Raw genomic sequence first — 25,549 nt, 5'->3', positions numbered from 1 at the left:
CTGAGGAATGACGATGTACACCCTGAAAGATATCACCCGACCTTCCGGCGGTTTTGCAATGCTGGCCGTGGATCAGCGCGAAGCGATGCGCCTGATGTTTGCCGCCGCAGGCGCGCCGGTGCCGGTAACCGACCAGCACCTGACGGATTTTAAGGTCAACGCGGCGAAGATTCTGTCGCCGTACGCCTCTGCCATTCTCGTCGACCAGCAGTTCTGCTATCGCCAGATTGTGGAGCAGCAGGCCGTAGCCAACAGCTGCGCGATGATTGTGGCGGCCGACGAGTTTATTCCGGGGAACGGTATTCCGGTCGACAGCGTGGTGATCGACAAAAGCATCGACGCGCAGGCGGTCAAACGCGACGGCGGCAAGGCGCTCAAGCTGCTGGTGTTGTGGCGTAGCGATGAAGATCCGCAGCAGCGCCTGGAGATGGTGAAAGCGTTCAATACGCTGTGCCACGACAACGGGCTGCTGAGCATTATCGAGCCGGTGGTGCGTCCGCCGCGTCGCGGAGCCGAATTTAACCGCGAACAGGCGATTATCGATGCGGCTAAAGAGCTGGGCGACAGCGGTGCCGACCTCTATAAGGTGGAGATGCCGCTGTTTGGTAAGGGCACGCAGCAGGAACTGCTGGCGGCCTCGCAGAAGCTGAACGAGAACATCGCCATGCCGTGGGTGATCCTCTCCTCCGGCGTGGACGATAAGCTGTTCCCGCGCGCCGTGAGCGTGGCGATGCAGGCAGGGGCATCGGGCTTTTTAGCCGGTCGCGCCGTCTGGTCATCGGTGATTGGCCTGCCGGATACCGAGCTGATGCTGCGTGATATTTCCGTACCAAAACTTCAGCGTCTGGGTGAGATCGTCGACGAAATGATGGCTCGCCGTTAAGAAAGGACCCGAACATGAAATGGTTTAACACCCTGAGCCACAACCGCTGGCTCGAACAAGAGACCGACCGCATTCTCGATTTCGGCAAAAACGCCGCCGTACCGACCGGCTTTGGCTGGCTGGGCAATAACGGGCAGGTTCGCAGCGATATGGGCACTCATCTTTGGATCACCGCCCGCATGCTTCACGTGTACGCGGTGGCGGCGAACATGGGCCGTCCCGGCGCGTATGCGCTGGTTGAGCACGGCATTAATGCCCTCAACGGTCCGCTGCGCGACAAACAGCACGGCGGCTGGTACGCCTGCGTAAACGATGAAGGCGTAATTGATGCCTCCAAGCAGGGCTATCAGCACTTCTTCGTCCTGCTGGGCGCGGCGAGCGCCGTCACCACCGGACACCCGCAGGCACGCAAGCTGCTGGACGATGCCATCGAGGTGATTGAGCGCTACTTCTGGAGCGAACAGGAGCAAATGTGCCTCGAGTCCTGGGATGAAGCCTTCAGCAAAACGGAAGATTACCGCGGCGGTAACGCCAACATGCACGCCGTGGAAGCCTTCCTGATTGTCTATGACGTGATCCACGACCGGAAATGGCTCGACCGCGCCCTGCGCATCGCCTCGGTGATTATTCACGACGTGGCGCGCAAAGGTGAGTATCGCGTTAACGAGCATTTCGACACCGACTGGAACCCAATCCGCGATTACAACATCGATAACCCTGCTCACCGCTTCCGCGCCTACGGCGGCACGCCGGGGCACTGGATTGAGTGGGGCCGCCTGATGCTGCATCTGCGCGCCGCGCTGGAAGCGCGCTTTGAAACCCCGCCGGAGTGGCTGCTGGAAGATGCAAAAGGCCTGTTCCACGCCACCATCCGCGACGCCTGGGCACCCGACGGCGCCGACGGGTTTGTCTACTCCGTGGGCTGGGACGGCAAGCCTATCGTGCGGGAACGCGTGCGCTGGCCAATCGTCGAGGCGATGGGCACGGCCTATGCCCTCTATACCGTGACCGGCGAGGCGCAGTACGAAGCCTGGTATCAGAAGTGGTGGGATTACTGCATCAAGTACCTGATGGATTACGAAAACGGTTCCTGGTGGCAGGAGCTGGACACCAATAACGAAGTGACCACCAAAGTCTGGGACGGCAAGCAGGATATTTACCATCTGCTGCACTGCCTGGTGATCCCCCGCCTGCCGCTGGCGCCGGGCTTAGCGCCTGCCGTCGCCGCCGGATTGCTGGATAGCCAGGCCAAATAATAAAGACGGAGTTTTTATGCGTACCCTACACAATATTGACCTGAAAAATAACGAACGTGGCTTCACCCTGCGCTGGCAGGATCGCCTGATTTTGTCCCACTCCGAAGAAGCGCCTTGCCTGTGGATTGGCGCAGGCGAGGCGGATATCGAGATGTTTCGCGGCAACTTCAGCATTAAAGACAAGCTCAACGAAAAGATTGCCCTGACGGACGCGACCGTCTCGCAGCAAAGCGCGGGCTGGGCGATCCGCTTTACCCGCGGCGATGCGGTGAGCGCCACGCTGCTGGTGGGCGTGGATGCGGAAGGCCGTCTGGAGCTGAAGCTGAAAAATGATGCTCCCGGCCATAACCGCATCTGGCTGCGGCTGGCGGCGCAGCCGGAAGATCATATCTACGGCTGCGGCGAGCAGTTCTCGTATTTCGATCTGCGCGGCAAGCCGTTCCCGCTGTGGACCAGCGAGCAGGGCGTGGGGCGCAACAAGCAGACCTACGTCACCTGGCAGGCCGACTGCAAAGAGAACGCGGGTGGTGACTACTACTGGACCTTCTTCCCGCAGCCTACCTTCGTGAGCACCCAGAAGTACTACTGCCACGTGGATAACAGCTGCTACATGAACTTTGACTTCAGCGCGCCGGATTTCCACGAGCTGGCGTTCTGGGAAGATAACGCCACGCTGCGCTTCGAATGTGCACAAACCTACGTCGATCTGCTGGAAAAACTGACCGGCCTGCTGGGACGTCAGCCTGAGCTGCCGGACTGGGTGTACGACGGCGTGACGCTGGGCATACAGGGCGGCACCGAGGTGTGCCAGCAGAAGCTCGACGCCATGCGCGAGGGCGGCGTGAAGGTGAACGGCATCTGGGCGCAGGACTGGTCCGGCATCCGCATGACCTCCTTCGGCAAACGCGTGATGTGGAACTGGAAGTGGAACAGCGAACTCTATCCGCAGCTTGATGAGCGGATTGCGAAGTGGAAACAGGAAGGGGTGCAGTTCCTCTCCTATATCAACCCGTACGTCGCCAGCGATAAAGATCTCTGCGAAGAGGCGGCGAAACGCGGCTATCTGACCAAAAACGCCGACGGTGAGGACTACCACGTTGAATTCGGTGAGTTCTACGCGGGCGTTATCGACCTGACCAACCCGGAAGCCTACGGCTGGTACAAAGAGGTCATTAAAAAGAACCTGATCGAACTGGGCTGCGGCGGCTGGATGGCCGATTTCGGGGAATATCTGCCAACCGATACCTTCCTGCACAACGGCGTGAGCGCGGAGATCATGCATAACGCCTGGCCTGCCCTGTGGGCCAAATGTAACTACGAGGCGCTTCAGGAGACCGGCAAACTCGGCGAGATCCTGTTCTTCATGCGCGCGGGCTACACCGGCAGCCAGAAGCACTCGGTGATGATGTGGGCGGGGGATCAGAACGTCGACTGGAGCCTGGATGACGGCCTGGCGTCCGTCATCCCTGCGGCGCTGTCGCTGGCGATGACCGGGCACGGCCTGCACCACAGCGACATCGGCGGCTATACCACCCTGTTCGAGATGAAGCGCAGCAAGGAGCTGCTGCTGCGCTGGTGCGACTTCAGCGCCTTTACGCCGATGATGCGTACCCACGAGGGCAACCGCCCTGGCGACAACTGGCAGTTCGACGGCGATGCGGAAACCATCGCGCACTTCGCGCGCATGACCACCGTGTTCACTACCCTGAAGCCGTACATCAAAGCTGCGGTTGCGCAGAACGCGAAAAGCGGCCTGCCGGTGATGCGTCCGCTGTTCCTGCACTATGAGGACGACGCGCGCGCCTACACGCTGAAATACCAGTACCTGTTTGGCCGCGATCTGCTGGTAGCACCGGTTCATGAAGAGGGCCGCCGGGACTGGTCGCTCTATCTGCCGCAGGACAGCTGGGTCAATGCGTGGACCGGAGAAACCTGCCAGGGCGGTGACGTGACCGTTGATGCCCCGATCGGCAAGCCGCCGGTCTTCTATCGCCAGCACAGCGAATGGGCAGATCTGTTTAGCACCTTACGTGATATCTGATAAGGCTCGCCCGCAGGGAAACCTGCGGGCAGACGGAGAACAATAATGAGTCAACATACTTCCGATCCGGCAACCCTACGCCTGCCGTTTAAAGAAAAACTCGCCTACGGGATGGGCGATCTCGGCTCTAACATCCTGCTGGATATCGGCACGCTCTATTTGCTGAAGTTTTACACCGACGTGCTGGGGCTGCCCGGCACCTACGGCGGGATTATCTTCCTGATTGCGAAGTTTTTTACCGCCTTCACCGATATGGGCACCGGGATCATGCTCGACTCCCGGCGCAAGATTGGCCCGAAAGGGAAATTCCGCCCGTTCGTACTGTACGCGGCGTTCCCGGTGACGCTGCTGGCAATTGCCAACTTCGTCGGCACACCGTTTGAAATCACCGGCAAAACGGTGATGGCGACGGTGCTGTTCATGCTGTACGGCCTGTTCTTCAGCATGATGAACTGCTCTTACGGCGCGATGGTGCCCGCCATCACCAAAAACCCGGATGAGCGCGCCTCGCTGGCGGCCTGGCGTCAGGGCGGCGCCACGCTCGGCCTGCTGCTTTGTACGGTGGGCTTTGTCCCGGTGATGAACCTGATTGAGGGTGACGACCAGCTTGGCTACATCTTTGCCGCCACTCTCTTCTCGCTGTTCGGGCTGTTCTTTATGTGGTGGTGCTATAAGGGCGTCACCGAGCGTTACGTCGAGACGCAGCCTGCTAACCCGGCGCAAAAGCCGGGGCTGTTGCAGTCGTTTCGCGCCATTGCCGGGAACCGCCCGCTGTTTATCCTGTGTATCGCGAACCTGTGCACGCTGGGCGCGTTTAACGTTAAGCTCGCCATTCAGGTCTACTACACGCAGTACGTGCTGAACGACCCGATCCTGCTGTCGTACATGGGTTTCTTCAGCATGGGCTGTATTTTTATCGGCGTCTTTATGATGCCCGGCGCGGTGCGGCGCTTCGGCAAGAAAAAGGTCTATATCAGCGGGCTGGCAATTTGGGTGGCGGGCGATCTGCTTAACTATTTCTTCGGCGGCGGCTCGGTGAGCTTTGTGGCGTTTTCCTGCCTGGCGTTCTTCGGCTCCGCGTTTGTGAACAGCCTGAACTGGGCGCTGGTGTCCGATACCGTGGAGTACGGCGAGTGGCGCACCGGCGTACGCTCCGAAGGGACGGTCTATACCGGCTTTACCTTCTTCAGGAAGGTCTCGCAGGCGCTGGCGGGCTTCTTCCCGGGGATCATGCTCACCCAGATCGGCTATGTGCCCAACGTGGTGCAGTCCGCCGGGACGGTTGAAGGGCTGCGGCAGCTGATATTTATCTACCCGAGCCTGCTGGCGGTCATCACCATCGTGGCGATGGGCTGCTTCTACAACCTCAACGAGAAGATGTATGTGCGCATCGTGGAAGAGATCGAACTGCGCAAACGTACGGCCTAAATGACGTGATAGAGCGCCCTGCGGGGCGCTCTGAGGATCGACCATGACATACAATACTGATCCGTTAACCCTGAAATTGAGCCTGCGAGAGAAGTGCGCCTACGGGATGGGCGATTTTGGCTCGAACCTGATGCTCTGTATTGGCACGCTGTACCTGCTGAAGTTTTACACCGATGAACTGGGGATGCCCGCGTTCTACGGAGGCATTATTTTCCTGGTGGCGAAGTTTTTTACCGCGTTCACCGACATGCTGACCGGCGTGCTGCTGGATTCCCGGCGTAACATTGGCCCGAGGGGGAAGTTCCGGCCATTCATACTTTACGCCTCCGTCCCGGTGGCGCTGGTCGCGACGGCGCAGTTTATGGCCAACGACTTTAGCCTGACGGTCAAAACGGCGCTCGCCACCGTGCTCTTCATGATGTTTGGGCTCTGCTACAGCCTGATGAACTGCGCCTACGGTGCGATGGTCCCTGCCATCACCAAAAACCCGAACGAGCGCGCGCAGCTGGCGGCGTGGCGACAGGGCGGCGCAACGGTGGGGCTGTTGCTCTGCACCGTCGGCTTTATGCCCATTCAGGCGCTGTTCGTCCACCAGCCCTCCCTCGGCTATCTGGTGGCTGCGCTGGTGTTCGTCACCGGCGGCCTGTTCTGCATGTGGTGGTGCTACAGCGGGGTGAAAGAGCGCTACGTCGAGATAACGCCCGATCACCATAAGCCCGGCATTCTGAAATCGTTCTGCGCGATTTTCCGCAATCCGCCGCTGCTGGTGCTGTGCATTGCCAACCTGTGTACTCTCGCCGCGTTCAACATCAAGCTGGCGATTCAGGTCTATTACACCCAGTACGTGCTGAACGATCTGCATCTGCTGTCGTGGATGGGCTTTTTCAGCATGGGCTGCATTCTGATTGGCGTGTTTCTGGTGCCCGGCGCGGTGAAGCGCTTTGGCAAGAAGCCGGTCTATCTGGGCGGGCTGGCGCTGTGGGCGGTGGGCGACGTGCTGAACTTCTTCTGGGGAACCAGCTCCCTGCTGTTCGTGCTGTTTTCCTGCATGGCCTTTTTCGGCACCGCGTTTGTGAACAGCCTGAACTGGGCGCTGGTGCCGGATACCGTTGATTACGGCGAGTGGAAAACCGGCATCCGCGCCGAGGGATCGGTTTACACCGGCTACACCTTCTCGCGCAAAATCTCCGCCGCTCTCGCCGGCTTCCTGCCCGGCATCATGCTGACCCAGATCGGCTACGTTCCTCACGCCGTGCAGAGCGCGGGCACGCTGCTGGGTTTGCGTCAGCTTATTTTCCTCTGGCCGTGCGGCCTGGCAATCGTCGCCGCCGTGACCATGGGGCTGTTTTATAAACTCAACGAAGCGCGCTTCGCCTTTATTATCGAGGAGATTGGAAAACGGAAAAAACAGTCAGCGAATACCCCTGAGATAACACCCAACAATAAAGCGTCAGCAGTCACTTTATAACAATAAATTCGGCCAGTATTTCCTTCCTGTTCATCAGGAGGGAGGCCTTTCTGTACCTGATACATGGACAAATTATGAAAAGAATCATCACTGTACTGATCGTGTCGTCTGTGTCCTGCCCGGTATTCGCCGGGGCCTATGTTGAAACCCGTGAAGCCTACAATACGGCCTCTGAGCTGCACGAAGTGATCCTGCGTGCCGGCTATAACTTCGATATGGGCGCGGGGTTGATGTTCACCAACGCCTACAACGTGGGGAGGTGGGATGAGCTCAAGCACAGCTATAACGAAATAGAGGGGTGGTATCCGCTCTTTAAACCGACGGACAAACTCACCTTCCAGCCGGGCGGGTTGATCAACGACAGCAGCGCCGGTTCGGGTGGCGCGGTTTATTTAGATACCAACTATAAATTCACGGACGGGTTTAATCTGACGTTCCGCTATCGCTATAACCATAACAATTACGATACGCCGGACTATAACGGGCAGATGGATAAGAACGACACGCACGAATTCGCCAACTACTGGAATTTCAAAGTAACGGATGCGTTTTTCTATACCTTTGAGCCGCATTTTTTCCAGCGGATAAATGATTACCACAGCAAAAATGGTAAAGACCATCACTGGGAAATTACCAACAAGTTCAGCTATAAGATCGACAGAAACTGGCTGCCGTACCTCGAACTCCAGTGGCTGGACAGATGGAATGATTACAACCGCGAGCAGTACAGGATCCGCCTGGGGTTACGTTATTCGTTCTAATAAAAAAGCCGCTGATTTCTCAGCGGCTTTTTTTACTACGGATTGACCGTATTAGTCTTCTTTCGCACCGCGCATAGCACGTTTACGATCGTTCTCGGTCAGGTGACGTTTACGGATACGAATTGACTGTGGAGTCACTTCTACCAGTTCGTCATCATCGATGAACTCCAGAGCCTGCTCCAGGGTCATCTTGATCGGTGGAACCAGAACCGTTGCTTCGTCAGTACCGGACGCACGCATGTTGGTCAGCTTCTTACCGGTCAGGCAGTTTACCGTCAGGTCGTTAGAACGGCTGTGAATACCGATGATCTGGCCTTCGTAAACTTCAGCACCGTGACCCAGGAACAGCTTACCGCGATCCTGCAGACCGAACAGCGCAAACGCAACCGCTTTACCCTGACCGTTGGAGATCAGTACGCCGTTGTTACGCTGGCCCACTTCGCCCGGACGAACGTCGTCGTAGTGGCTGAAGGTGGAGTACAGCAGGCCGGTACCGGAGGTCATGGTCATGAACTCAGAACGGAAGCCGATCAGGCCACGGCTTGGGATCACGTAGTCGAGACGTACGCGGCCTTTGCCATCTGGATTCATGTTTTTCAGGTCGCCTTTACGCTCGCCCAGTGCCTGCATCACAGAACCCTGGTGCTGCTCTTCTACGTCCAGCGTTACGTTTTCGAACGGCTCTTGTTTACGGCCATCGATTTCGCGGAAGATTACTTTCGGACGGGAAACCGCCATCTCGAAACCTTCACGACGCATGTTTTCGATCAGAACAGACAGGTGCAGCTCACCACGACCGGAAACGCGGAATGCATCAGCGTCTTCGGTTTCTTCAACGCGCAGCGCAACGTTGTGCACCAGCTCTTTGTTCAGACGGTCAAGGATCTGACGAGAGGTAACGAACTTACCTTCTTTACCACAGAACGGAGAGGTGTTGACGTTGAAGAACATGGATACGGTTGGTTCATCAACGGACAGGGCTGGCAGCGCTTCGACGTTCTGCGGATCGCAGATGGTGTCGGAGATGTTCAGTTCACCCAGACCGGTGATCGCGATGATGTCGCCCGCTTCAGCGATGTCGCTCTCGATACGCTCAAGACCCAGGTGAGTCAGGACTTTACCGACTTTACCGTTACGGGTTTTGCCTTCGCTATCGATGATAGTGACCTGCTGGTTAGGCTTCACTTTACCGCGCTTGATACGGCCAATGCCGATTACGCCAACGTAGTTGTTGTAGTCGAGCTGGGAGATCTGCATCTGCAGGGTGCCTTCCAGGTCAACGTTTGGCGCAGGAACACGGTCAACAATCGCCTGATACAGCGGGGTCATGTCTTCAGCCATGTCTTCGTGGTCCAGACCTGCGATACCGTTCAGCGCAGAGGCGTAAACGATAGGGAAGTCCAGCTGCTCGTCGGTCGCGTCGAGGTTAACGAACAGGTCGAAGACCTGGTCAACAACCCAGTCAGGACGCGCGCCAGGGCGGTCAACTTTGTTGATAACAACGATTGGCTTCAGACCATGGGCAAAAGCTTTTTTGGTCACGAAGCGCGTCTGTGGCATTGGGCCATCCATTGCGTCAACGACCAGCAGAACGGAGTCTACCATGGACATTACACGTTCAACTTCACCACCGAAGTCGGCGTGCCCTGGGGTATCAACGATGTTGATACGGTAGTCATTCCATTTAATCGCGGTGTTTTTCGCGAGGATGGTAATCCCACGCTCTTTCTCCAAATCGTTGGAGTCCATCACGCGTTCTTGGGTTTCGGCACGCGCATCAAACGTACCGGATTGCTGCAGCAGCTTATCAACCAGGGTAGTTTTACCATGGTCAACGTGCGCGATGATGGCGATGTTACGCAAATTTTCGATCACAACTTTGCCTCAGGCATTTAGAAATAGCGCGTTATTGTACACGGATTAATCGCACTACAAAACAGGATCACAAACATCCCCCGCAAACAAGTATTGCAGAGATGCTTTGTGATCGCTTTCACGGAGCGGTAAAAGGGCACTTTAACGTAAATTGCACCAATATGGTGCTTAATGTTCACATTGAAGCACTATACTGGTGCAACAAATCCATCATGGTGCAGCCCTTTTGCACTATGGTGCGCATGATAACGCCTTTTTGGGGTGTTTTAAAAGTTGGCACAGATTTCGCTTTATAAAAAATACATGGCAACAGCCAGTACCAACAGAAATTGAAGACCTCGTTACCACGACGACAATGACCAATCTGGAGAGTTAAGTATGTCCGCTGAACACGTTTTGACGATGCTGAACGAACATGAAGTGAAGTTTGTTGATCTGCGCTTCACCGATACCAAAGGTAAAGAACAGCACGTCACAATCCCTGCTCATCAGGTGAACGCCGAATTCTTTGAAGAAGGCAAAATGTTTGACGGCTCCTCCATTGGTGGCTGGAAAGGCATTAACGAATCCGACATGGTTCTGATGCCAGACGCAACCACAGCGGTCATTGATCCGTTCTTCGAAGAACCAACTCTGATCATTCGCTGCGACATCCTCGAGCCAGGCACGCTGCAGGGCTACGACCGCGACCCACGTTCTATCGCTAAACGCGCTGAAGAGTACCTGCGTTCCACCGGCATCGCGGACACCGTTCTGTTCGGGCCAGAGCCAGAGTTCTTCCTGTTCGACGACATCCGCTTCGGTGCCTCTATTTCTGGCTCCCACGTGGCTATCGACGACATCGAAGGCGCATGGAACTCTTCCACCAAATACGAAGGTGGTAACAAAGGTCACCGTCCTGGTGTGAAAGGCGGTTACTTCCCGGTTCCTCCGGTCGACTCTGCACAGGACATCCGTTCCACCATGTGTCTGGTGATGGAAGAGATGGGCCTGGTTGTTGAAGCGCACCACCACGAAGTGGCGACTGCGGGTCAGAACGAAGTGGCAACCCGCTTCAACACCATGACCAAAAAAGCGGACGAAATTCAGATCTACAAATACGTTGTGCACAACGTTGCGCACCGTTTCGGTAAAACCGCGACCTTCATGCCAAAACCAATGTTTGGCGACAACGGTTCCGGTATGCACTGCCACATGTCTCTGTCCAAGAACGGTACCAACCTGTTCTCTGGCGACAAATATGCCGGTCTGTCCGAGCAGGCGCTGTATTACATCGGTGGTGTTATCAAACACGCTAAAGCGATCAACGCCCTGGCGAACCCAACCACTAACTCCTACAAGCGTCTGGTCCCGGGCTACGAAGCGCCAGTTATGCTGGCCTACTCTGCGCGTAACCGTTCTGCTTCCATCCGTATCCCGGTGGTGGCGTCTCCGAAAGCGCGTCGTATCGAAGTGCGCTTCCCGGACCCAGCGGCTAACCCATACCTGTGCTTCGCAGCGCTGCTGATGGCCGGTCTGGACGGTATCAAGAACAAGATTCACCCAGGCGAAGCGATGGACAAAAACCTGTACGACCTGCCGCCAGAAGAAGCGAAAGAGATCCCACAGGTTGCTGGCTCTCTGGAAGAAGCCCTGCAGGCGCTGGATGCAGACCGCGAGTTCCTGACTGCGGGTGGCGTATTCACTGACGACGCTATCGATGCTTACATCGCCCTGCGTACTGAAGAGAACGACCGCGTGCGCATGACTCCGCATCCGGTTGAGTTCGAACTGTACTACAGCGTTTAATTTAGTTGTTTTACCCGGCGTCAAAAGCGCCGGGGGTAGTTGCCGTGGAAACTTTTAGCCCATCTCCGGATGGGCTTTTTTCTCCACCAACAACCTGATCTCACGCGCTTTTTACGCCGAAACCGCTATACTGCACTAAAACAGTGCAACGACTCCAGGAGACTGCTGAATGGCAACTGGCACGCTGCCCGATGCTGGGCAGATCCTCAATTCTTTGATTAACAGCATCCTGCTGGTCGACGACGAGCTGGCCGTCCATTACGCCAACCCGGCGGCGCAACAGCTGCTCGCCCAGAGTTCCCGCAAACTGTTTGGCACCCCGCTTCCTGAATTGTTGAGCTATTTCTCGCTGAATATTGGCCTGATGCAGGAAAGTTTGCAGGCCGGTCAGGGGTTCACCGATAACGAAGTCACGCTGGTGATCGACGGGCGCTCACATATTCTTTCCCTTACCGCGCAACGTTTGCCGGAAGGACTGATCCTGCTGGAAATGGCGCCGATGGATAATCAGCGTCGCCTGAGCCAGGAGCAGCTTCAGCATGCGCAGCAAATTGCCGCCCGTGACCTGGTGCGCGGTCTGGCGCATGAAATCAAAAACCCGCTGGGTGGATTACGCGGCGCGGCGCAGCTTCTGACCAAAGCCCTGCCCGACCCTGCGCTGGCGGAGTATACCAACGTCATCATTGAGCAGGCGGACCGCCTGCGTAACCTGGTCGATCGCCTGCTCGGGCCGCAGCAGCCGGGTATGCACGTTTCAGAAAGCATTCATAAAGTCGCTGAACGGGTGGTGAAGCTCGTCTCCATGGAGCTGCCGGAGAACGTCACGCTGGTGCGTGATTACGACCCAAGCCTGCCGGAACTGGCGCATGACCCGGACCAGATTGAGCAGGTTCTGCTGAATATTGTGCGCAATGCCCTGCAGGCGCTGGGGCCGGAAGGCGGCGAGATTATTTTACGCACCCGCACCGCCTTCCAGCTTACGCTGCACGGCGTGCGCTATCGTCTGGCGGCACGCATCGACGTTGAGGATAACGGGCCTGGCATTCCTTCTCATCTGCAGGACACCCTGTTCTACCCAATGGTAAGCGGGCGCGAAGGCGGTACGGGACTGGGCTTATCTATCGCCCGCAGCTTGATCGATCAGCACTCCGGAAAAATTGAATTTACCAGTTGGCCGGGACATACCGAGTTTTCGGTTTTCCTGCCGATTAAAAAATAAAGGTGACGTTTATGCAACGAGGGATAGTCTGGGTAGTCGATGACGATAGCTCCATCCGTTGGGTGCTTGAACGCGCGCTCACAGGGGCAGGTTTAAGCTGCACGACGTTTGAGAGCGGCAGCGAGGTGCTCGACGCACTCACCACCAAAACGCCGGATGTTCTGCTGTCGGATATTCGCATGCCGGGCATGGACGGGCTGGCGCTGTTAAAGCAGATCAAACAGCGCCATCCTATGCTTCCGGTCATCATAATGACGGCTCATTCCGACCTGGATGCCGCGGTGAGCGCTTACCAGCAAGGGGCATTCGATTATCTGCCCAAACCGTTCGATATCGACGAAGCGGTGGCGCTGGTTGAGCGCGCGATTAGCCACTACCAGGAGCAACAACAGCCGCGCCACGCGCCCGATTTTGGGCCAACCACTGACATCATCGGCGAAGCGCCGGCAATGCAGGACGTGTTTCGCATTATTGGCCGTCTGTCCCGCTCGTCCATCAGCGTGTTGATTAACGGGGAATCGGGTACAGGTAAAGAGCTGGTGGCGCATGCGTTACATCGCCACAGCCCGCGGGCAAAAGCGCCGTTTATCGCCCTCAATATGGCGGCGATCCCGAAGGATTTGATTGAGTCCGAGCTGTTCGGCCACGAAAAAGGGGCGTTTACCGGCGCGAACACCATTCGCCAGGGGCGCTTTGAACAGGCTGACGGCGGCACGCTGTTCCTGGACGAGATCGGCGATATGCCGCTGGACGTTCAAACTCGCCTGCTGCGCGTGCTGGCCGACGGGCAGTTTTACCGCGTGGGCGGCTATGCGCCGGTGAAGGTGGACGTGCGCATTATCGCCGCGACGCACCAGAACCTGGAGCTGCGCGTGCAGGAGGGCAAATTCCGTGAGGATTTATTCCATCGCCTGAACGTGATCCGCGTCCACCTGCCGCCGCTGCGCGAGCGTCGGGAAGATATCCCGCGCCTGGCGCGTCATTTCCTGCAGGTGGCGGCCCGCGAGCTGGGCGTGGAAGCCAAGCAGCTTCACCCGGAAACCGATGCCGCCCTCACCCGTCTGGCGTGGCCGGGCAACGTACGCCAGCTGGAAAACACCTGCCGCTGGCTGACCGTGATGGCCGCCGGCCAGGAAGTGTTGATTCAGGATCTCCCTGCCGAACTGTTTGAGGCCACCGCGCCCGAAAGCAGCACCGGGCACGCGCTGCCGGACAGTTGGGCAACGCTGCTGGCGCAGTGGGCCGACCGCGCGCTGCGTTCCGGTCATCAAAACCTGCTGTCTGAGGCTCAGCCAGAGATGGAGCGTACGCTGTTGACCACCGCGCTTCGTCATACGCAGGGCCATAAGCAGGAAGCCGCGCGCCTGCTGGGATGGGGACGTAATACCCTGACGCGCAAGCTGAAAGAGCTGGGAATGGAGTGATCGTACGCCGCTGTGTAAAGGTTATTAATTGAGCGCAAATTGCCGTTATTTTGCGCTTTACTGTTCCGATGAGTTTTGTATGATCGTGCCCGGAAATTGGGGGAACCATCATGCTGGAATCATTAGTGACTTTACTGTCGAGCGGAGCAGCTGAAAGCCACACGCCGCAAACCGCTGTTGCTGCGGTATTATGTGCGGCGCTGGTTGGGCTGTTTAGCTAGCAGGTTGAAATGTAAAAGCCGGGTAGCGGCTTCGCCTTACCCGGCTTTGCGCCTTAAATCACCCGTGAAAACTGCTGCATACGCGCCTTCTGGCGCAGATACGCGTCAAAGCACATGCAGATATTACGGATCAACAGACGCCCTTTCGGCGTGACCTCAATCGCGTTCTCCGACACATCCACCAGCCCGTCTTTCGCCAGCGGCGCAATCAGCTTCAGGTCTTCCGCAAAATATTCGCTGAATGTCAGATCCCACTGTGCTTCCACGTCGCTAAAGTCGAGACGGAAGTTGCAGATAAGCGCCTTAATCACATCACGACGAATGCAGTCGTCACGGGTCAGCGCGATGCCGCGCCATAGCGCGTTGCCGGTTGCATCAACCTGCTGGTAGTAGAGCTTCAGCTCTTTCTGGTTCTGCGCGTAGCAGTCACCGATCATGCTGATGGCGGAGACACCCATGCCGAGCAGATCGGTATCGCCCTGAGTGGTGTAACCCTGGAAGTTACGGTGCAGTACGCCTTCGCGCTGGGCAATCGCCAGCTCGTCATCCGGACGGGCAAAGTGATCCATGCCGATAAATTGATAGCCGCTCTCGGTCAGAGAAGTGATAGTTTCCTGCAGGATATCCAGCTTCTGCTGGGCAGAAGGCAGATCGGCATCTTTGATTTTGCGCTGGGCGGCGAATAGCGTCGGCAGGTGCGCGTAGTTAAAGACGCTCAGGCGGTCCGGGTTAAGTTCAGCCACGCGCTTCAGCGTGAAGGCGAAGCTCTCCGGCGTCTGCTTTGGCAGGCCGTAAATCAGGTCAATGTTGGTCGAGGTAAAGCCGATGTCACGCGCGTGGTTGAGTAAGGCGAAGATAAATTCCTCGTCCTGCTCGCGGTTGACCAGACGCTGCACCTCTTTATTGAAATCCTGCACGCCCATGCTCAGACGATTAAAGCCTTCGGCGCGTAAGTGATCCAGAACATCCAGCTCAATTTCACGCGGATCGACTTCGATCGAGATTTCGGCGTCGTCGTTAAAATTGAAATTTCCGCGCAGCAGCGTCATCAGGCGGCTTATTTGCGCCTTATTGAGATAGGTTGGCGTGCCGCCCCCCCAGTGAAGCTGGCTGACGTGACGACCTTTAAAAAGCGGTGCGCGGTGCACAATTTCCTGTTCGAGCGCATCGAGGTATTGGTCGGCTTTATGCTGCTGACGGGTCACGATTTTATTGCAGCCGCAGAAGTAGCAGAGCTTATGACAGAACGGAATATGGACGTAGAGCGACAGCGGACGCTCTGGATAGCGCGCGACGGCCTGCAGAAAATCCGCCTCGCCGAAGGCATCGGAGAACTCCAGCGCGGTGGGGTATGAGGTATAACGCGGCCCGGAATAGTTATACTTCTGGATTAGGGCCAAATCCCAGTCGATAGTTGGTGCTGACATGCTCACTCCTTCCGTTGGTGTCGCGTTCGTATACGGCGGCCCGTTCTGGCCCCATCGCGGGCCATCATTCGGGTGCGCAGCCACTTCTGTCGCCGCGACAACCGCCGTAGTTTAACGAATAACCACACCAGATAACATATAACCGGAAGGGTTATAAGCAGGACTATCGTGCCTGCCGGGTGCAAATGTTAGTTTCCACCTTTCAGAAGACGCATCATATCTTCCTGCTTTTCTTCTTCCTCTTCGTCGTCTTCGTCATCGTAAGACAGACCCAGCTTCTGCATCAGCTCATCAATGCGGTCCAGTTTGGCATCTACCCATGACTGCTCTTCGGCGGTCAGGGTTTCACCCTCTTCAAGACGTTCCAGCAGCGCGTCCAGGCGCTCATCGTTCTCCAGCATATCCAGCTCAGCCTGCGGTGAAAGCATAGGTTTCTCGCTCTTTGGTTTGTGCTGCTTAGTGACCGGGGTGTCTGTCACGCCCAGTGGAATGGGAGTTTTACTGCCGATACGAGGGTCTTTCTGCTGTTTGCCTTTTGCAGAGGCGCCCGCTGCACCACCGCCGTTGGCACGGCTACCCGCAGCATGGCCACGATGCTTCTTATCGCGTTTGCGATCGCGCGCTTCCTGGTTCAGTTCTTCGCGCGTTTTGCGGCGTGCTTTTGCAGGGCGTTTCGCGCCCGCAGCGGAGGTTGGTTTTTTCATGATGTTTTATCTTAAAGTCGTTTTCTTCAGTATAGAATTGCGGCGAAATCTAGCAGAAAGCAAGCAAAGAAAAAAGGCGACAGAGCAATCTGTCGCCTTTTTTCCTGACTCACAACCCTTAACGGGTCAGACATTCCATGTTTACCAACAACACACCCTGTTTATCCTTTGGCTGATACCGTCCGTGTATGGTTCCATTTCCTGTTAAAACGCCTCCAGGCGCTGGTCGTCCTGACTATCCTGCGTCTTCGCCTCCTGGCGCTCCTGACCCTAATCCTTAAGTCGATTTCCTGTTGGCTTCCTCGCCTTGCCGCATACTTTACCTTGTTCCGTTAAACTAACAAGCAACGAAACGGTACAAATACGGATTTTCAGATAATTACCTAGAAATAAGCTTATGATTTAAAACAGTTTGCATTTTTTAACGCCTGCGAATTCTCTGAAATCTCCCATAGCAACATTAGCCGATCTCTTACAGCCGTTTGGGCATTCGCCTGCAAGCCTCGTGCAATGAGAAAAGCCTTTTGCCCGCATTCGGGTATAATCCCTCCAGATTACGATTTTTGGAGACGACCACGTGACTACCTGGAACTACCAACAGACGCATTTTGTCACCAGTGCGCCCGATATTCGCCACCTGCCTTCTGATACCGGTATTGAAGTGGCATTTGCTGGCCGCTCAAATGCGGGGAAATCCAGCGCCCTGAATACGCTGACCAATCAGAAGAACCTGGCGCGTACCTCAAAAACACCTGGCCGTACCCAGCTGATTAACCTCTTTGAAGTGGCTGAAGGCAAACGCCTCGTAGACTTGCCGGGATACGGCTACGCGCAGGTGCCTGAAGAGATGAAGATCAAGTGGCAGCGTGCGCTGGGCGAATACCTGGAAAAACGCTTGTGCCTGAAAGGTCTGGTGGTGCTGATGGATATTCGTCACCCGCTAAAAGATCTCGATCAGCAGATGATCGACTGGGCCGTAGCAAGCGATATTGCCGTGCTGGTGCTGCTGACGAAAGCCGACAAGCTGGCAAGCGGCGCGCGTAAAGCGCAGGTGAATATGGTTCGCGAAGCGGTACTGGCCTTCAATGGCGATGTACAGGTTGAGCCTTTCTCTTCGCTGAAAAAACAGGGCGTGGACAAGCTGCGTCAGAAGCTCGACAGCTGGTTTAACGAGCTGGAACCCGCGACGGAAGCGGAAGAAGAGTAATACCGAGCGCGGCGATGTCCGCGCTTTTTTTTGCCCGAACTTTTCTTTGCCGCAATAAAAAACGCCCCAGTCATTACTGACTGGGGCGGCTAAAATATTCAGCCAAATCCGATTACGTGAAGTAAAAGGTCTGAAAGATAGAACATCTTACCTCTGTACCCTACGTCGATAACTCTACCCCTTTTTTTGCTGTAGAAAAAGCACTTTTTGTAGTTTTTTTTCATTCTTTACATAGGGAATTCTAATGATCGTCACAAAACGCGTGTTGTTATGTTGCTAACTTACATAAAAAGCGCGTTATTCAAAGAACCTTTAGTGAGCCTGATCCCAGTTTTCACCACTTCCCACCTCCACCAGCAACGGCACATCTAGCGTCATGCTGCTTTCCATGAGTTCATGGATCTTTTTCGACACAATATCGAGATCGTCTTTGTGCACTTCAAACACCAGTTCATCGTGTACCTGCATGATCATTTTCACGCGCGGCTTCTCTTTCTCCAGCCAGGCATCAACGGCGATCATTGCGCGCTTGATGATGTCCGCTGCGGTACCCTGCATCGGGGCGTTGATCGCCGCACGCTCTGCGCCAGCGCGGCGCGCCGCGTTGCTGGATTTGATGTCCGGAAGATAGAGACGACGGCCATCCAGGGTTTCAACGTAACCTTTCTCTTTCGCCTGCGCGCGGGTGCGTTCCATATATTCCAGAACGCCCGGATAACGCTCGAAGTAAAGATCCATATACTTCTGCGACTCTTTGCGCGGAATGTTTAGCTGGCGTGAAAGGCCAAACGCGCTCATGCCATAGATTAGACCGAAGTTGATCGCTTTTGCACTGCGGCGCTGTTCGTTGGTCACGTTGTCCAGCGGTAAACCAAAGACCTCCGCCGCGGTCGCCCGGTGGATGTCTTTTCCTTCCGCAAATGCCGTCAGCAGACCTTTATCGCGGGACAGGTGCGCCATAATGCGCAGTTCAATTTGCGAGTAGTCAGCCGAGACAATCAGGTAGTCATCAGGGGCTATAAAGGCCTGACGAATGCGGCGCCCTTCCTCATTACGCACCGGAATGTTCTGCAGGTTAGGATCGGTTGACGAGAGACGCCCGGTTGCCGCTACCGCCTGATGATACGACGTGTGCACGCGGCCCGTTTTCGGGTTGATCATCAGCGGAAGTTTGTCCGTGTAGGTAGACTTCAGCTTCGCGAGACCACGGTACTGCAGAATCACTTTTGGCAGCGGGTAGTCCAGCGCCAGCTCTTCCAGCACCTCTTCAGAGGTTGACGGCGCGCCGCCAGGGGTTTTCTTCAGCGGCTTGATGCCCTGCTTTTCAAACAGGATAGTTTGCAGCTGTTTCGGTGAAGAGAGGTTAAACGGCTCGCCGGCAAGGTCATGCGCTTTCTGCTCGAGCTCGGTCAAACGCTGCGCGAGCTCGCCAGAGTGGTTATGCAGCACCGTTGGATCGATCTTAACGCCATTGCGTTCGATACGGGACAGCACGGGCACCAGCGGCATTTCAATATGCTGGAATACGTTCAGCGGACCTTCGTGCTTCTGCAGTTTCGGCCACATCTTCAGATGCAGTTGCAGCGTGACGTCGGCATCTTCCGCCGCGTAGCGCCCTGCTTCTTCAAGAGCAATCTGGTTAAAAGTGAGCTGATTTTTCCCTTTACCAGCAATCTCTTCAAAGGTAATGGTTTTGTGCTTGAGCCAGCGGTCAGATAAGGAATCCATATCATGACGGCCCGCCACGCTGTCCAGAATGTAGGATTCGAGCATAGTGTCAAAGGCAATCCCGCGCAGCTCAATGCCGTAGTTCTGCAGAATGCCGCGGTCGTACTTGAGGTTTTGCCCAACCTTCAGCGCCTTTTCGTCTTCCAGAATCGGCTTCAGTAGCTCGAGCGCGCGCTCGCGGGAGATCTGCTCCGGCGCATCCAGGTAGTCGTGCGCCACGGGAACGTAGGCGGCAATACCCGGCTCTGTCGCAAAGGACAATCCCACCATATTGGCTGAGATGTTGTCGAGGCTGTCTGTTTCGGTGTCAAAGGCAAAGACCGGCGCTTTTTTCAGTTTCTCGATCCAGGCGATCAGCTGTGACTCTTCCAGAATGGTTTCGTAGTTGTCGAAGGAGAGCGCTGCGGCTTCTTCTTCCGCCTGATCTTCGGCATCAACGACAATCGTCTCTTTCGGCTTAGCAGCAGGTTTGGCCCCTTTTGCCTGCAGCCATTTACCGGCTTCCACGTCAGTGGTCCAGCGCTTGAATTCGTATTTCTTAAACAGGCTCAGCAGGTCGTCAGCGGAAGGCTGTTGCACTTCCAGCTGCTCACAGCCCAGCTCCAGTTCCACATCGGTTTTGATTGTTGCCAGCTTATAGGAGAGATAAGCCACCTCTTTGTTCTCTTCCAGCTTCCCGGCCATGGTTTTTGCGCCACGGAAGGAAAGTCCGGCGATTTTGTCGGATTCCGCGTAGAGCGTATCCAGGCCACCCAGCCCCTGAAGCAGTGCCTGCGCGGTTTTTTCACCGACGCCAGGAACGCCAGGAATGTTATCCGAGGAGTCGCCCATCAACGCGAGGAAGTCGATAATCAGCTCTGGCGGCACGCCATACTTAGTGACTACTTCTTCTGGCCCCAGAATGGTGTTGGTCATGGTGTTGATCAGGGTAATACCTGGCGTCACCAGCTGCGCCATATCTTTATCACCGGTGCTGATCAGCACCGGACGGCCCATTTTTTCAGCTTCACGCGCCAGCGTACCGATGACGTCGTCAGCCTCCACTCCAGAGACGGCCAGCAGCGGCAGGCCCATTGCTTTCACCATGGCGTGCAGTGGCTCAATCTGCGCACGCAGATCGTCAGGCATTGGCGGACGATGGGATTTGTAATGTTCGAACAGCTCATCGCGGAAGGTTTTGCCTTTCGCATCAAAAACGACAGCCGCATGGGTGGGCTGATACTGAAGAATCAGGCTGCGCAGCATGTTCAGCACGCCGTACATCGCGCCGGTAGGTTCCCCTGCGCTATTGGTCAGAGGAGGAAACGCATGGTACGCCCGATACAGGTAAGAAGAGCCGTCGACGAGAATAAGTGGGTTTTCTGGGATCTGAACCATAATGTCCGTGCCTTTAATCAATTTATGCGTAAAGGATGCCACAGAAGGATGAAAACATCAGTTATTCAGGTTCGATACAGGAAAAGATTTTGCGATCGTGAGGATCGCTCGCAAAATTCAAACTGTGGATAAGTTTGTGAATATTTTCACTTCAAATGAAAAACAGATACTAAAAGCAGGCACGCGTTGAGAATAAACCATTACATATCATAATGTTAACAACTAACACTGCATGAAAATAGCCTGCTGATGGCAATTTAGTCTATGTGGATATAAGTCCTGATTAGCGCACAATATTAGAGAATTCTTCTGCTTCAGGGGAAAAGCCGTCTATTGACGATATGAAAGCGCCATAATTTTGTCACTTTTCTGATAAAATCAGCCCCCAGCGCCGTATCATCGGCGGGTCCATTAAAGCTAACCACCTGAAAAAGCTCATCATGTCGAGATTGCTCGCTGCAATAACATTACCGCTAAGCATCATTTTAACAATTCTGGTGACGATTGCGTGTTCTGTGCCAATCATTATCGCCGGGATCGTTAAACTGCTGCTGCCTGTGCCTGCGGTGTGGCGATCCGTCTCTGCGTTTTGTAATTTCATGATGTATTGTTGGTGTGAAGGGTTAGCGATCCTGCTGTGCCTGAATCCGCATCTTAAGTGGGATGTCGAAGGGCTGGAGAGCCTCAACAAAAAGAACTGGTACCTGCTGATCTGCAATCATCACAGCTGGGCGGACATCGTGGTGTTATGCGTGCTTTTTCGCAAACATATCCCGATGAACAAGTACTTCCTGAAGCAGCAGCTCGCCTGGGTGCCCTTTATCGGGCTGGCCTGCTGGGCGCTTGATATGCCGTTTATGAAACGCTATTCGCGCAGCTATCTGATTCGTCATCCGGAGCGTCGCGGTAAGGATGTGGAAACCACCCGCCGCTCCTGTGAAAAGTTTCGCGCACATCCAACGACCATCGTGAACTTTGTTGAAGGCTCACGGTTTACGGAAGATAAACGTCAACAAACACGCTCCCCTTATCAGAACCTTCTTCCGCCAAAGGCGGCGGGTATTGCGATGGCGCTTAACGTGCTGGGTGCACAGTTCGATAAACTTCTGAACGTTACGCTCTGCTATCCGGAAAATGACAGGACGCCATTCTTCGATATGCTCAGCGGCAAGCTGACGCGCATTGTTGTTCGGGTGAATTTAGTGCCGATCGATGCCGGGCTGCACGGTGACTACGTTAACGATAAGAATTTTAAACGTGGTTTCCAGCAGTGGCTTAATACGCTCTGGAAAGAGAAAGACGAACAGATAGACAGCATTAAATCTTCATACAAAAACGCCGGTCAGTGACCGGCGTTTTCATATCAACGAAATTACTTCTTCTCAACCAGGTATTTCACGGTATCAGCATACTGCTGTACGAAAATATCCATGCTGCTGGTGTCCATGCCCTGCATGTTCAGCTGATATTTGCCGTTAACAAACATCGCCGGAACGCCCTGAAGCTGCAGATCAGCGGCCGCTTTTTCCTGCTGAGCAACCAGAGATTTCACTACAAAGCTGTTCCACGCGGCGTCGTACTCTTCACCTTTCACACCGGCATCAACGAACACTTTGCGGATATCCGCAGTGGTCTGAACGGTCTGGGTTTTCTGTACGGCTTCGAACATTGGAGCAGTGATTTTATCTTCCACGCCCAGCGCCATCGCAACCGCCCACGCCTGTGTCAGGTCTTTACCCAACGGGCCCAGGAACTCAACGTGGTACTTGGTCATTTTGGTGCCTTCCGGCAGCTTCTTCTTCACGTTGTCAGAAACATGCAGCACCTCTTCGAATTGATAGCAGTGCGGGCAATAGAATGAGAAGAACTCCAGAACCTGTGGCTCGCCAGCAACCGGCTTTTCCAGCGTGATAAACTGTTTACCGTCGGTAAACTGCGCAGCAGAAGCGCTAAATGCCAGAATCATACCTGCCAGCGCCAGCCAAATTTTTTTCATGATTAACTCTCTCCTGGGTGTGTCCAATTAATACATCGGCGTTAATTGCAGAGGGGGTTCCTGAAGAACCTTAACCTGCTGAGTGAATGTAGATATCTGGCTGCGCCAGTAATCTTCTCCGGTAAGCCACGGGAAATTACGAGGAAATGCGGGGTCGTCCCAACGCCTGATTAACCATGCGAGATAATAAACAAAACGCATCGCACGTAAAGGCTCAATCAGGGCAATTTCGTCTGAATTAAACGGGCTAAATTCTTCATAGGCTTCAATAATCGTTTCAAGCTGCATGCGCTGCTCGGCTTTGTCGCCATTGAGCAGCATCCACAGATCCTGAACCGCTGGTCCCATGCGCGCATCGTCGAGATCGACAAACAGCGGTCCATCGCGCCAGAGAATATTTCCGGCGTGACAATCGCCATGTAGGCGCAGAACGGAAATATCATCACGCCAGCAGGTTTTCACCGCAGCAATAAGCTTATCGGTGGCGTTGAGGAAATCATCCTTTAACGCAGCGGGGATCAGCGCAGACGTTTCGAATATCTGACGTGGTTCGGTGAGATATTCATGAATCCCGATCGTTGGTCGGGCAGTGAACGCTGTTTTACGTCCCGTCTGATGAATGCGTCCCAGATAGCGAGCAACCCACTCCATCTGATCGATATTATCCGCTTCAAACTGGCGGCCACCCAGACTGGGAAATACGGCGTAGTAAAACCCTTCATGCGTGAGCAGCGTTTGGTTATTGAACTTTATCGGCGCGGCAACGGGGACGTCATCAACCAGCAGATCGTGAGCAAACTGGTGCTCCTCCTGAATTTGCTGTGCAGACCAACGTTCAGGGCGATAGAACTTTACGACGAAGCGCTGACGATCCTCGTCCTGAAATTGATAGACGCGGTTTTCGTAGCTGTTTAACGGAGTTAGCCCGGAATCCACACGAATACCCTGTTCAAACAGGGCATCCATAATGGTATCCGGGTGTAGTGTCTGGAAAGTAAAAGCCTGGTCGTTCATCCGATCATCCGGAAATTATACGAATGATTCAGGATATCATCTTGTAGCGATTTCGGTGGCTCCGCTTACAAGCTTTTACTCTTTAATTACGCCTCGGGCGCGCAGCAATGCAGTTTTAAAATCTTCCTCATAATCCTTCTGAATACCAGGAATAACAGCATCTTTGGCTGAGTCGCGCATTTTGAGGTGGTAGATCAGGATGTCGTCAGAAAGGTCTGCCAGATCGCCGTCAAAACCTGACTCTTTTGCCAGTTTCTGTAAGAATTGCATCAGATTCAGCTCTGGCTCTTTTTGCCAGGCCGGCTGGAGGAGTTCAATGACTTCATTCAGACGTTTACATTTCATGGTGGTGCTCCTTTCATTTAGAGTGACACGTTAGCAGGGTCAATCCCACAATAAAAGAGGCGATATTCGTGAATCTTAGCCTGGAAATCACTGGGGTCGTTCTGGCAGGCGGCAGAGCTACACGTATGGGCGGGGAAGATAAGGGACTACAGCTCCTGAAAGGCAAGCCCTTATGGCAGCATGTCGCTGATACGCTTGTCGATCAGGTATCGGCAATGGCGCTGAGCGCAAATCGCCATATCGATATTTACCAGCGCAGCGGGTTTCCCGTTTATCAGGATAATCTTGCTGATTTTCCGGGGCCGCTGGCCGGCATGCTTTCGGTGATGCAGCAGTCGCAGGGAGAGTGGTTTCTCTTTTGTTCGTGTGATACGCCTTTTATACCCACCTGCCTGGTGGAACGGATGGTGCAACAGCGAGGTGATTCACCTGTGGTCTGGGTGCATGACGGCGAGCGCGACCACCCAACTATCGCGCTCATTAACCGATCCTTGATTCCTGCTATGAGCGACTATCTGGCTTCCGGAGAACGAAGAGTGATGGTGTTTATGCGTAAGGTCGGCGGACATGCTGTTGATTTTAGCGACATGAAAACATCGTTCGTGAATGTGAACACATTAGAAGATTTACAGGCCATGCAGGAGAAGAGATGAACTCTGTTTTAGCCATTTCAGCCTGGAGTGGGACAGGAAAAACCACGTTGCTGAAAAAACTGATACCCGCTCTGTGCGCCCGCGGTATTCGTCCAGGCTTGATTAAGCATACTCACCATAATATGGATGTCGATAAGCCGGGTAAAGATAGCTATGAGCTGCGCAAAGCGGGTGCCGCGCAGACAATGGTAGCAAGCAACCAGCGTTGGGCATTGATGACAGAAACGCCGGATGAGGCACCGCTGGATCTCGCGTATCTGGTGAGCCGGATGGATCACTCCACGCTGGATCTGGTGCTGGTTGAGGGATTTAAGCATGAGGCCGTGCCTAAGATCCTACTGTTCAGAAGTGATGCCGGGCACGATATCAGCGAGTTAACGCTGGATGAGCATGTGATTGCGGTGGCCAGCGATGTTGCTCTCGATATTGAGGTTCCGGTGCTGGATTTAAATGATGAGGATGGGATTGCTGAGTTTATTGTGAAGTGGTGTGCGGTCTGACTTGCCGGGTGGCGGCTTTGCCTTGCCCGGCCTACAAAATTCGGTGGTTCCGAAACGCAAAAAGGCCATCCTTTCGGATGGCCTTTTCACTTATTTGATGCCTGGCAGTTCCCTACTCTCACATGGGGAGACCCCACACTACCATCGGCGCTACGGCGTTTCACTTCTGAGTTCGGCATGGGGTCAGGTGGGACCACCGCGCTAAAGCCGCCAGGCAAATTCTGTTAATCTGTA

Annotated in this window: 21 protein-coding genes and 1 rRNA gene; 14 read left to right on the top strand and 8 right to left on the bottom strand. The window is 54.9% G+C overall.

All coding sequences use genetic code 11. From position 1 onward, the window contains the following. Nucleotides 1-7 precede the first annotated feature (7 nt). The 6 genes from yihT to ompL all read left to right on the top strand — a co-directional run bounded on the left by yihT (nt 8) and on the right by ompL (nt 7,837). A complete protein-coding gene (gene yihT / locus A6013_RS22005; RefSeq protein ID WP_045260226.1) occupies nt 8-883 on the top strand; it encodes a sulfofructosephosphate aldolase in 876 nt (291 codons plus the stop codon). 14 nt (nt 884-897) lie between these two features. Next, on the top strand, nt 898-2,139 hold the full coding sequence (gene yihS, locus A6013_RS22000) for a sulfoquinovose isomerase (RefSeq protein ID WP_069733774.1): 1,242 nt from the start codon (nt 898-900) through the stop codon (nt 2,137-2,139). A 16-nt stretch (nt 2,140-2,155) separates the two neighbouring features. Beyond that, nucleotides 2,156-4,180 (top strand): alpha-glucosidase, encoded by a 2,025-nt coding sequence (locus A6013_RS21995; protein WP_069733773.1) that lies wholly within the window; start codon nt 2,156-2,158, stop codon nt 4,178-4,180. 45 nt (nt 4,181-4,225) lie between these two features. Continuing rightward, nucleotides 4,226-5,608, top strand: coding sequence for an MFS transporter (locus A6013_RS21990; protein ID WP_069733772.1), 1,383 nt, complete (start codon nt 4,226-4,228; stop codon nt 5,606-5,608). Between the two features lie 43 nt (nt 5,609-5,651). Next, nucleotides 5,652-7,076, top strand: coding sequence for an MFS transporter (locus tag A6013_RS21985; RefSeq protein ID WP_069733771.1), 1,425 nt, complete (start codon nt 5,652-5,654; stop codon nt 7,074-7,076). Nucleotides 7,077-7,150: 74 nt separating this feature from the next. After that, nucleotides 7,151-7,837, top strand: a complete 687-nt coding sequence (ompL, locus tag A6013_RS21980) for a porin OmpL (protein ID WP_045260222.1) — start codon at nt 7,151-7,153, stop codon at nt 7,835-7,837. A gap of 51 nt (nt 7,838-7,888) precedes the next feature. On the opposite strand, the gene typA is transcribed toward ompL, so the two are convergent. After that, nucleotides 7,889-9,712: a ribosome-dependent GTPase TypA gene (gene typA, locus A6013_RS21975; RefSeq protein ID WP_028014891.1), complete on the bottom strand. Its 1,824-nt coding sequence runs from the start codon at nt 9,710-9,712 to the stop codon at nt 7,889-7,891. 378 nt (nt 9,713-10,090) lie between these two features. Between typA and glnA the strand changes: the two genes are divergently transcribed. The 4 genes from glnA to A6013_RS26990 all read left to right on the top strand — a co-directional run bounded on the left by glnA (nt 10,091) and on the right by A6013_RS26990 (nt 14,364). Beyond that, nucleotides 10,091-11,500 carry a glutamate--ammonia ligase gene (glnA, locus tag A6013_RS21970; protein WP_008501856.1) on the top strand — a complete coding sequence of 470 codons (1,410 nt, stop codon included), beginning with the start codon at nt 10,091-10,093 and terminating at the stop codon, nt 11,498-11,500. A gap of 169 nt (nt 11,501-11,669) precedes the next feature. Then, nucleotides 11,670-12,719, top strand: a complete 1,050-nt coding sequence (gene glnL / locus A6013_RS21965) for a nitrogen regulation protein NR(II) (protein ID WP_014172250.1) — start codon at nt 11,670-11,672, stop codon at nt 12,717-12,719. Nucleotides 12,720-12,730: 11 nt separating this feature from the next. Then, entirely contained in the window at nt 12,731-14,143 is a 1,413-nt protein-coding gene (gene glnG, locus A6013_RS21960; protein WP_028014893.1) for a nitrogen regulation protein NR(I), read from the top strand. A 110-nt stretch (nt 14,144-14,253) separates the two neighbouring features. Next, nucleotides 14,254-14,364 carry a YshB family small membrane protein gene (locus A6013_RS26990; RefSeq protein ID WP_017382667.1) on the top strand — a complete coding sequence of 37 codons (111 nt, stop codon included), beginning with the start codon at nt 14,254-14,256 and terminating at the stop codon, nt 14,362-14,364. A 53-nt stretch (nt 14,365-14,417) separates the two neighbouring features. Here the strand turns inward: A6013_RS26990 and hemN are convergent, their stop codons facing one another. Beyond that, complete coding sequence (gene hemN, locus A6013_RS21950) at nt 14,418-15,791, bottom strand: oxygen-independent coproporphyrinogen III oxidase (protein WP_069733770.1); 1,374 nt, start codon at nt 15,789-15,791, stop codon at nt 14,418-14,420. Nucleotides 15,792-15,979: 188 nt separating this feature from the next. Beyond that, nucleotides 15,980-16,495 (bottom strand): Der GTPase-activating protein YihI, encoded by a 516-nt coding sequence (yihI, locus tag A6013_RS21945; RefSeq protein ID WP_028014895.1) that lies wholly within the window; start codon nt 16,493-16,495, stop codon nt 15,980-15,982. Between the two features lie 577 nt (nt 16,496-17,072). Here yihI and yihA point away from each other — a divergent pair. Continuing rightward, nucleotides 17,073-17,702, top strand: a complete 630-nt coding sequence (yihA, locus tag A6013_RS21940; protein ID WP_045630625.1) for a ribosome biogenesis GTP-binding protein YihA/YsxC — start codon at nt 17,073-17,075, stop codon at nt 17,700-17,702. A 312-nt stretch (nt 17,703-18,014) separates the two neighbouring features. Here the strand turns inward: yihA and polA are convergent, their stop codons facing one another. After that, a complete protein-coding gene (gene polA / locus A6013_RS21935; protein ID WP_069733769.1) occupies nt 18,015-20,807 on the bottom strand; it encodes a DNA polymerase I in 2,793 nt (930 codons plus the stop codon). A gap of 440 nt (nt 20,808-21,247) precedes the next feature. On the opposite strand from polA, the gene A6013_RS21930 reads away from it, so the two are divergent. Further along, nucleotides 21,248-22,156: an acyltransferase gene (locus A6013_RS21930; RefSeq protein WP_045630627.1), complete on the top strand. Its 909-nt coding sequence runs from the start codon at nt 21,248-21,250 to the stop codon at nt 22,154-22,156. 23 nt (nt 22,157-22,179) lie between these two features. Here A6013_RS21930 and dsbA read toward each other — a convergent pair whose 3' ends face one another. The 3 genes from dsbA to A6013_RS21915 form a co-directional block, all read right to left on the bottom strand. Then, a complete protein-coding gene (gene dsbA, locus A6013_RS21925) occupies nt 22,180-22,803 on the bottom strand; it encodes a thiol:disulfide interchange protein DsbA (RefSeq protein ID WP_028014899.1) in 624 nt (207 codons plus the stop codon). 27 nt (nt 22,804-22,830) lie between these two features. After that, nucleotides 22,831-23,817, bottom strand: a complete 987-nt coding sequence (locus A6013_RS21920) for a serine/threonine protein kinase (protein WP_047366771.1) — start codon at nt 23,815-23,817, stop codon at nt 22,831-22,833. A 75-nt stretch (nt 23,818-23,892) separates the two neighbouring features. Then, nucleotides 23,893-24,162, bottom strand: a complete 270-nt coding sequence (locus A6013_RS21915; RefSeq protein WP_008501866.1) for a YihD family protein — start codon at nt 24,160-24,162, stop codon at nt 23,893-23,895. Nucleotides 24,163-24,230: 68 nt separating this feature from the next. Between A6013_RS21915 and mobA the strand changes: the two genes are divergently transcribed. Both mobA and mobB read left to right on the top strand, forming a co-directional pair. Then, entirely contained in the window at nt 24,231-24,815 is a 585-nt protein-coding gene (gene mobA / locus A6013_RS21910) for a molybdenum cofactor guanylyltransferase MobA (protein ID WP_069733768.1), read from the top strand. Next, on the top strand, nt 24,812-25,315 hold the full coding sequence (gene mobB, locus A6013_RS21905) for a molybdopterin-guanine dinucleotide biosynthesis protein MobB (RefSeq protein ID WP_048959965.1): 504 nt from the start codon (nt 24,812-24,814) through the stop codon (nt 25,313-25,315). The genes mobA and mobB overlap by 4 nt, the downstream gene beginning before the upstream one ends. 99 nt (nt 25,316-25,414) lie before the next feature. On the opposite strand, the gene rrf is transcribed toward mobB, so the two are convergent. Then, nucleotides 25,415-25,530: ribosomal RNA gene (gene rrf / locus A6013_RS21900) — 5S ribosomal RNA — on the bottom strand. Nucleotides 25,531-25,549: the final 19 nt, after the last annotated feature.

It is taken from the genome of Enterobacter sp. IF2SW-B1 (assembly GCF_001743375.1).
GTDB classification, from domain to species: domain Bacteria; phylum Pseudomonadota; class Gammaproteobacteria; order Enterobacterales; family Enterobacteriaceae; genus Enterobacter; species Enterobacter bugandensis.
Note: the sequence above shows the minus strand (reverse complement) of the source record. Positions and strands in the feature narration are given on the sequence as shown.